Origin of the sequence: Longimicrobium sp. (assembly GCF_036387355.1) — a bacterium.
Lineage (GTDB): Bacteria > Gemmatimonadota > Gemmatimonadetes > Longimicrobiales > Longimicrobiaceae > Longimicrobium.
Map to the genome: position 1 here is coordinate 1 of NZ_DASVTX010000275.1, position 7,657 is coordinate 7,657.

7 protein-coding genes are annotated in these 7,657 nt (G+C 71.8%); 1 reads left to right on the plus strand and 6 read right to left on the minus strand.

Annotated elements, in window-relative coordinates:
• Positions 1 to 513: 513 nt before the first annotated feature.
• Genes VF665_RS11715 through VF665_RS11730 form a run of 4 tightly spaced genes read right to left on the minus strand, consistent with a single transcriptional unit; the run spans position 514 to position 4,846 of the window.
• Complete coding sequence (locus tag VF665_RS11715) at positions 514 to 1,269, minus strand: hypothetical protein (protein ID WP_331053620.1); 756 nt, start codon at positions 1,267 to 1,269, stop codon at positions 514 to 516.
• Positions 1,270 to 1,324: 55 nt separating this feature from the next.
• Positions 1,325 to 3,517 (minus strand): hypothetical protein, encoded by a 2,193-nt coding sequence (locus VF665_RS11720; RefSeq protein WP_331053621.1) that lies wholly within the window; start codon positions 3,515 to 3,517, stop codon positions 1,325 to 1,327.
• A 43-nt stretch (positions 3,518 to 3,560) separates the two neighbouring features.
• Entirely contained in the window at positions 3,561 to 4,340 is a 780-nt protein-coding gene (locus tag VF665_RS11725) for a hypothetical protein (RefSeq protein WP_331053622.1), read from the minus strand.
• On the minus strand, positions 4,337 to 4,846 hold the full coding sequence (locus tag VF665_RS11730; RefSeq protein WP_331053623.1) for a sigma-70 family RNA polymerase sigma factor: 510 nt from the start codon (positions 4,844 to 4,846) through the stop codon (positions 4,337 to 4,339). Before VF665_RS11730 ends, VF665_RS11725 begins: the two co-directional genes overlap by 4 nt.
• 281 nt (positions 4,847 to 5,127) lie before the next feature.
• Between VF665_RS11730 and VF665_RS11735 the strand changes: the two genes are divergently transcribed.
• Positions 5,128 to 5,490, plus strand: coding sequence for a hypothetical protein (locus VF665_RS11735; protein WP_331053624.1), 363 nt, complete (start codon positions 5,128 to 5,130; stop codon positions 5,488 to 5,490).
• A 94-nt stretch (positions 5,491 to 5,584) separates the two neighbouring features.
• Here VF665_RS11735 and VF665_RS11740 read toward each other — a convergent pair whose 3' ends face one another.
• Positions 5,585 to 5,797 (minus strand): heavy-metal-associated domain-containing protein, encoded by a 213-nt coding sequence (locus VF665_RS11740; protein ID WP_331053625.1) that lies wholly within the window; start codon positions 5,795 to 5,797, stop codon positions 5,585 to 5,587.
• Between the two features lie 90 nt (positions 5,798 to 5,887).
• Positions 5,888 to 6,922, minus strand: coding sequence for an ABC transporter permease (locus tag VF665_RS11745; RefSeq protein ID WP_331053626.1), 1,035 nt, complete (start codon positions 6,920 to 6,922; stop codon positions 5,888 to 5,890).
• Positions 6,923 to 7,657 lie beyond the last annotated feature (735 nt).

Below are 7,657 nucleotides of genomic sequence, written 5' to 3' on the forward strand. Positions count from 1 at the left end.
CGGGCATCGGTGCAGCGGACGCGGCGGCATGGCCGCTCGCTAGGAGGGCGTTGAGAAACCCACTTTCCTGCCGCTCCGGCGCGTGAGCGTCATCCTGAAGGAGCAGCGCACTGAACCGTCCACTCACGCCAGACCCCGTGCGACGGAAGGATCCCGGACCGAAGCATCCGTGTCGCCGCTGCCCGGCGCGGCGTCCCCCGGCCTCCTCGCGGCGTACGCGGGTCGGGAGCGCGCCACGCAGCCTGTCGTGCGTCGGGCGCCGTGTCGCGGGATTCTTCGGTCGGCGCCAGAGTGGGAGCACAGGATCGGCCCCGCCGGCGCCCTCTCAGAATGACGCTCACAGGTCGAGGCGTTACAAAAAGCGTGTTTCTCAACACGCTCGCAGAAGACACTCACAGCTGAGGCGTTGCGACAAGCGTGTTTCTCAAGACGCTCTCAGGATGACTCAAGCCGATGCACGGCAACCGATTGCGAGCACACTCGCCTGGGCGGACGCGGCGGGACAGTGCCCGGTCAGGCGCTGATGGCCGCCTCGAGCAGCTGCAGGTCCAGGCCCTCGGCGCGCACGCGCCGGTCGTAGTACAGGATGACCGTCGCCGCCACCGAGAACGGATAGGTGATCGCCTCCAGCACGGTGGAGAGCGCCTGCGCACTTGCGACGGCCCGGGCGTCCATCCCTTCCCCCGCCATCCCCACCACCGCCTGCAGCGCCATTTCCGGAAGCGCGGCGATGACCAGGGCCACGAACAGCACGCCAAAGATGCGCATCCAGTCGCCCTCCGCCAGCTCCGTGGACCGACGCAGCGCCGTGAACGGCCCCTTTCCCTCCAGCGCCACCACGGGAACCGCCGCGAACAGCAGCACCCACACGAGCGCCGCGCCGATCAGCAGCCCGAACAGCCCCAGAAAGATGCCGACCACCGTCAGCACGAACACCACGACAAGCGCCACGATGCGCCGGAACGCGGCGCCCACCGCCTCGCCCGTGGTGGCGGGCGCGCCCATGTACGCGCGCCCCGCCTGCGTGGTGAGCGCGCCCAGGAGCAGCGCCGTGCACCCCAGCCAGGCGAACGGGGCCACCAGCGCCATCATCCCGTCCGCCGCGCCGGTGGCGGCGGCGAACTGCAGGGCGCCCAGCGGGGCGTAGAACGCCAGCGCCGTGGCCAGAAAGGGGGCAAAGTGGCCCCGGTACAGCGCAAAGGCGCGGTCCAGAATTTCGCCCACGCTCAGCGGGCGCAGCGCGGCGGCGGTAAACGAGGGAGTGGACAACGGAAAGGCGGGGGAGCGGAGGCCTGCGGAACGGGCGCCGGGGCGGCGCCCGCGATCAGAAACGGAAATTTACACCCAGAACCGGCACCAGCGGGAGGGTGGCCACGGACTGCAGCGTCCCGGCCTCCTGGTTCTGGCCGAAATAGCGGTAGATGAGGGCGTCGCGGCTTTCCAGCGCGTTGATCACGCGAAGGTACGGCGTCACCGTGGCCACCCTTCCGGCCACGCGCGGGTTCCACGTGCGGGCCAGCTCCGCGTCCAGCCGCACGAAGGGGCCGCTCCCCTGCCCGCCCAGCGGGGCGTCCGTGTCCAGGTTCACCCCCTCGGTCTGCGTGGCGGGAAGAGTGGCGCTGCCCGTGATCTCCTCCGTGGCGCCGGGGCGCGAGGTGTAGGCCAGCCCCTCGCCGTACGCCATGCGCAGCGCCAGCCGGGTGTGGCGCATCACCGGCCCGTTCACCCCGGCGCTCAGCGTCTGCCGCCCGCGGAACGGTGTAGGTTCCTTGTAGTCGGACAGCGTGTTCCACGCCCAGCCCAGCGAGTAGCCCAGCCACCCCGTCACCTCGCCGGCCGTGCGCCGCACCCACACGTCCACCCCGGAGTTGTGGGCGCCGCGCGTGCCGGGCAGGGGAAGGCCGTTGAAGTGCTTGTAGAAGCCTTCCAGCCCCAGCCGCACCCCCGCCGCCAGCTCCTGGTCCAGCACCAGCACCAGGTGGCTCCCCCCCGCCACGTTCAGCGCCACGGGAATGCGGGCGGAGTCGGCGTAGTTGCGGGGCGGCACCCCGCGCTCCAGCGGGCGGGGCGTCAGCACGTACTGGTGATAGCGCCCGGCGGCCAGCGTGAGCGTGGCGCGGTCCGTCACCAGCCAGGCGGCCGAGGCGCGCGGGGCCACGGTGTACAATCCACCCACGCTGTACCCGTCGGCCCGCACCCCGCCGCGCAGGACGACCCTGGAGGTGGGCTGCCAGGTGCCGTCCAGGTACGCGCCGATGGCCGTGCCCGTGCTCCGCGCCCTGACCAGCGTGCGGGGGATGGCGGGCTCCGTGGCGCGATGGCGCAGCCAGGTGCGGTCCAGCCCCACGCCGTACCGCAGGCGAACCGCGCCGGAGGGGCGGCGGGCAAAGTCGGCGCCCAGCCGCAGCCGGTCCTGCACCGTGTTGAGCAGAAAGGCGCGGCTGGTGGTGTCGCGCAGGGGCACGCTGCCGCGAAAGCGCCCGCCCGCCACCGTGAACTCCGCCTGCGCGCCCTCCACCCTGCCCCGCCAGCGCAGCGAGCCCGCCAGGTTGTCCCAGCGGGCGAACGCGTCCTCCTGGGTGTGCGCCGTGTCCAGCCGCACCCCTTCGCGGTTGCCGAACAGCGTCATTCCCAGCTGCCCGCCCGCCAGCGGTGCGTCCAGCCGTACCAGCCCGTCGCCGAAACGGTAGGGAAAGGGCTCCCCCTCCAGCCGCGACAGGCTGAACCCGTGCAGTGTGCGCGCCGAGGCCAGGTAGCGCGCGCCGCGGGGGAGCGGACCGTCCACCACGGTGCGGGCGGAAAGCATGTCCACGCCGCCGCTCATGCTGTGCCGCTGGCGGTTTCCGGCGCGGGTGGTGAGGTCCATGACGTACGAAAGGCCCCCGTCGTACTGCGCGGGGGCGCCGCCCAGGAACAGCCGTGCCGAAGCCACCGCGCCGGGCTCGAAGCTTTCGATGAGCCCGCCCATGTGAAAGGGGGCGTACACCGGGGCGCCGTCCAGCAGCACCAGCTGCAGGTTGCTGGCGGAGCCCCGCACGTACAGCGCCTCGCCCCCCGTGTCAGTTCCCTCCAGCCCCCCCAGGGTGGTGCCCAGCGAGGTGCCGCTTTCGTCCATGGTGTGGTGCTGAATCACCAGCCCCACCTCGTCCTCGGAGGCGGCCACGCTGTCCGGCCGCGGCTCCACCACGCGCACGGGGGCCAGGGTGATGGGGCGGTGCTGCAGCGCCACGTCCAGCACCACCTCGCCCCCGCCGGGCACCAGCACCTGCATTTCCATGGGCGCGTGCTCCAGGTGCCGCACGCGAAAGGTCTGCGTTCCCGCCTCCACCCGCAGCACGTACCGCCCGGTGCTGTCTGACATGCCCACCACGGTGCGGCGGGCGCCCTGGGCCTCCACCACGGCCAGGGGAATGGGAAGGCCGGACGGCTCGCTCTGCACCGTACCGCGTATGACGCCCCGGGCCGTGTCCTGGGCCGGGGCGGTCGCGAGAAGGGCAACTACGAGCGCGGTGATCATCGGGCGCTGCCGGAGAACTCAGGGAGGGCCGTCCAGGCCCCCCTCAGGGCCCGGCGCGAAAGACCGGCTGGTCGGCGGTGCCGCCCACGGCGGGGGTGAGCGCGCGGAGCGCTTGCCCTTCCTTGGCGGCGTACACGCGTCCGTTCACTTCCAGAAAGGCGCTTTCCGCCCCGGCGGGAAGGTCTACTTCGACCTGGCCCGCGCCGGCGTTCAGCACCTCGATGCGTCCCGGCGCGGTGCGGAACCGCGCGGTGCCCGCCGCGGCCCCGGTGGCGCGCACCGCCGCCTGCGGCGACGGCGAAAGCCGGGCGCGCACACGCAGTTCCGGCCCGGCGCCGCTCACCACCACCCGCACCTGCCCGTCATCCGGGAGGATGGAGACGCCCGTGGGCGCCGCCTCGGGCGGGGGGGCCGGGGCCTGCACCACCGGCGCGGGCGCCGGGGCGGCGGGCTCCTGCTCGGTCAGCAGCGTTTCGCGCACCCATTGGCGCACGGGCGAGCCGGGGAACGCCGCCGCGGCCACCGCCGCGCCGCCGATGGCGATCATGACGGCCGCCGCGCGCGACAGCCCGCGCCCCGTGCGGGCCAGCGGGTGGGCGCCGCGCCTGCGGCGGTGAAACGCGGCCTGTGCCCGCAGCATGGGGGCGGCCACGTCGCCCGCGCCCAGGAGCGCGGACATGCGCTCGCCCCCCGCGCGCAGTTCGGAAAGTTGCGCCGCGCAGGCGGAGCAGCCCGCCAGGTGCGCCTCGGCGGGGCCGCTGCGCCCGGCCGGCATTTCGCCGTCCAGGAGTTCCTGCAGCGCTCCCTCGTCCAGGTGTGTCATCCTTCCTCCAGTTCACCGTCATACACCGCCAGGAACCTGCGTGTTGCACGTGCCAGCAGTGTGCCTACCGATCCGGGGGCCACCGCGACCACCCGGGCAATTTCGTCGTACTTGAAGCCTTCTTCGCGCATGAGCAGCATCTGCCGGTCGCGTTCCGGGATCTTGCCCAGCGCCTCGCGCACGCGCGCCACCGTGTGCTCGCGCTCCACCGCCTCGTTGGGGGCGGGGAGGGCGGCGGGCTTCCACGGCGTGGCCGTGAGCAGCCGCTCGCGGCGCTTGCGGGTGCGCGCCGAGTCGCGGAACAGGTTGGTGGCCACCGTAAACAGCCACAGGCGCGCCTCGTCGGCGGGAAGCCCGCGGCCCAGCAGGCGCACGAACGATTCCTGCGCGATGTCTTCGGCGCTGTCGGTGTCGCCCGTAAGGCGGTGCAGATAGCGGAAGAGCGACGGATATACGTCGCGGAACAGCGCGTCGTAGTCCGCGTCCGCGTGGGACCCGGCCGTCATGGGCATTCCGTGCGCCGCGGGCGCGGCGCCGTTCCCGGCGGGAAGGGCTCTGGCTGGCTGCACTGGGCCGTCATGCGCACGGGGCGGGGTGGACACGGGGGACGGGCGCCCCCGCCGTCCGGGCGACGCGGGTAGAACGCCGTTTGCATGGCGATTGTGACACGCCGCCGCGCCCTGCGCAAGCGCCACGTTTGTCACGAGTTGCGGGGGGAGTGCGTTGTACGGTCCACGAGCGCCGCGCGAACCGCGCGGCCGGACGAGTCCCGCGGGTACGCATTCTCATGATCCGAGTTCCGCCGCGCCTGGCCGCGGCATGCATTGCCCTGCCGCTTGCGGCCGGGTGCAGCGACGTTACGACCGCCACGGTGTGCGACAACACCACCGTCCCCTCCGTGCTGGTGAGCGTGATGAACGATGCACGCCAGCCGGTGTCCGCCTCGGGCACGTGGACGGCGGGCACGCTGTCCGACTCGCTGCGCCACCTGCCGGGCGATTCCGCGCGGCTGGCCGCGTACGGGCCGGCCGGGGTGTACACGGTGCGCGTGCAGGGGCAGGGAACGGCGCCGTGGGTGGCCACCAACGTGTACGTCACGGCGGGGCAGTGCGGCCCGGCCACGGCGTACCTGGAGGCGACGATCCGCTGACCGGCATCTGAGTGCGAAGTGCTGAGTGCGGAGTGCGGAGGACCAGACGGGCGTGCCCGGCCGCGGCGAGAAGCCGGGCCGGGCACGCGGCGTTTCAGCCCTTGCCGGGCATGACGGCGTAGCCTTCGTCCTGAATGGCGCCGGCGATCTGCTCCGGCTGCACCTGCGCGGGATCGTACTCCACCCGCGCCGATCCAATCTGCACGTCCGCCACCTGCACGCCGGGCAGCTCCACCAGCGCGCCCCGCACCGCGGCCACGCAATGGCCGCAGCTCATTCCTTCAATCTCCATCGAGAGCGTCTGCATCGGCTTCCTTCTCCGGGATCGGGGTGTCCTTCCGCGCACTGAATCTGCATACCCCCCGCCCCTATGTCAACCGGGCGGATCCGCCGGGGCCTACTGCCAACGGAAGAGGCGGATGGAAAGCAGAAAGGTGACGACCATCCACGCCAGCAGGATGGCCACGTCCCCCGCGTAGCCGCCCACCCCCGCGCCCTCGTTGTAGACGGCGCGCAGGGCATCGTTCATGGCGGTCAGCGGCAGCGCCTGAATCACGGGCTGCACCACGTCCGGATAGCGGCTGGCGGGAAAGAAGACGCCCGACAGCACGAACATGGGGAGCATCACCAGGTTCAGCACCCCGCTCACACCCTCGATGGTCCGCGCCCGGCTGGAGGCCAGCAGCCCCAGCCCGGCAAAGGTCATCGCCCCCACGATCACGATTCCCGCCAGCGCCAGAACAGAGCCCTGCAGCTCGACCCCGAACGCCAGCCAGGCAAAGAGCAGGATGGGGGGCACCTCCAGCGCGATGAAGGCCAGCCTCGCCAGGATCTGCGCCAGCAGAAAGTCGCGCTTGCGCATGGGCGTGGCCGACATGCGCTTGAGCTGTTTCTTCTGCCGCATTTGCACCAGGCCGAAGCCCATCCCCCACATCCCCGTGCTCATCAGGTTCAGCCCGATGAGGCCGGGGATCACCCAGTCGATGTAGCGCCCGCCGGGCCGCCGCGTCCGGTCCTCCACCGCGGCCACGGCGGGCGCCGCGCCGGCTCCGCGCTGGATGGCGCGGTCCGCCATCAGCTGCGCGCTCTGGCTTTCGGCGCGGGCGGGATCGAAGCGGTACACCAGCGTGTCGCGCCCCGCGAGCAGCACGGCCACGTCGCCGTTGCGCACGGCCCGCTCGGCGCTGTCCTTCGACAGAACGGTGAGCTTGATGGCGGGATCGCGGCGCAGGGCATCCACGTGGCGCTCCCCCGCCGAGCCGCGCTCCACGCCCACCACGGCCTGCTGCTCCGGCGCCTCGCGGAACGCGATCCCCAGCCCCAGCGCCATGATGATGGGAAAGCCGAAGGTCCAGAACAGCGCCTCGGGCTCACGGATGAAAGCGCGGATGCGCGCGAGGGTCAGCTCGCGCAGCGCACTCGACTGGCTCATTCGGCAGGGCGGTCCATCCAGAGACACGGATTTGCGCGGCCCTCCTCGGCCGCGCGCGCCTGACAAGATCGGAGGAAATGGCGTTTCCGGAAAGCGGGCGCGCGATGCCGGACGTGAACGAGGTCCCGAAGCGCGGCTCCGGGACCTCGTTCACGTCGTTCACCACCTTCTACGGCAACTGCATCTCACGCGCACGGGGAGTTCTGGCGCGCACCGCGGCACTCGCCCCGGCGGCGAAGTCCGTCAACAGACGCGCGGCAGGTAGATGCGTCGGCCGGCATCCGCCCCGGCGACAACCCGCGGCGCGTCCGATGATTGGCTCAAGGCGCTGATCAGCGACGCGGAAAGCGGAGGGTACCATCCACCGGACCGCGTCGTGGATTTCTTTTAAGCAATGTGGAGGATTCGCCGGACGGTTGAGGGCTGGCGCGAGGCCATCCGCATTCTCCGGAGGAGCCACCCATCTCGCCGGAGCGTTTCCCGAACCCGCCGATACGACAACCTGCCGCGCGATCCCGTGAACTCTCGGACCGCACGACAGGTATTGGAAGCCTCTTACCCGCGGACGCGACGGAGTGCCTCGAATCTCGACTCAGGATCAGACGCCGCAGGTCGAGGCATCCGCCAGCTCCCATCCCCGACCGCCCGCAGCGTTGCGAATGGCCATCGAGGGGGAATCCGCCGCGCGGAAACCGAAGGGTACCCCTCCAAAAAACGCGGAAAACTCAGCGCGAG

Excerpts from the sequence above, each read along its gene's own strand:
- VF665_RS11720 (WP_331053621.1), bottom strand. The coding sequence starts at position 3,517 with ATGATCACCGCGCTCGTAGTTGCCCTTCTCGCGACCGCCCCGGCCCAG.
- VF665_RS11725 (WP_331053622.1), bottom strand. The coding sequence starts at position 4,340 with ATGACACACCTGGACGAGGGAGCGCTGCAGGAACTCCTGGACGGCGAA.
- VF665_RS11730 (WP_331053623.1), bottom strand. The coding sequence starts at position 4,846 with ATGACGGCCGGGTCCCACGCGGACGCGGACTACGACGCGCTGTTCCGC.
- VF665_RS11735 (WP_331053624.1), top strand. The coding sequence starts at position 5,128 with ATGATCCGAGTTCCGCCGCGCCTGGCCGCGGCATGCATTGCCCTGCCG.
- VF665_RS11740 (WP_331053625.1), bottom strand. The coding sequence starts at position 5,797 with ATGCAGACGCTCTCGATGGAGATTGAAGGAATGAGCTGCGGCCATTGC.
- VF665_RS11745 (WP_331053626.1), bottom strand. The coding sequence starts at position 6,922 with ATGAGCCAGTCGAGTGCGCTGCGCGAGCTGACCCTCGCGCGCATCCGC.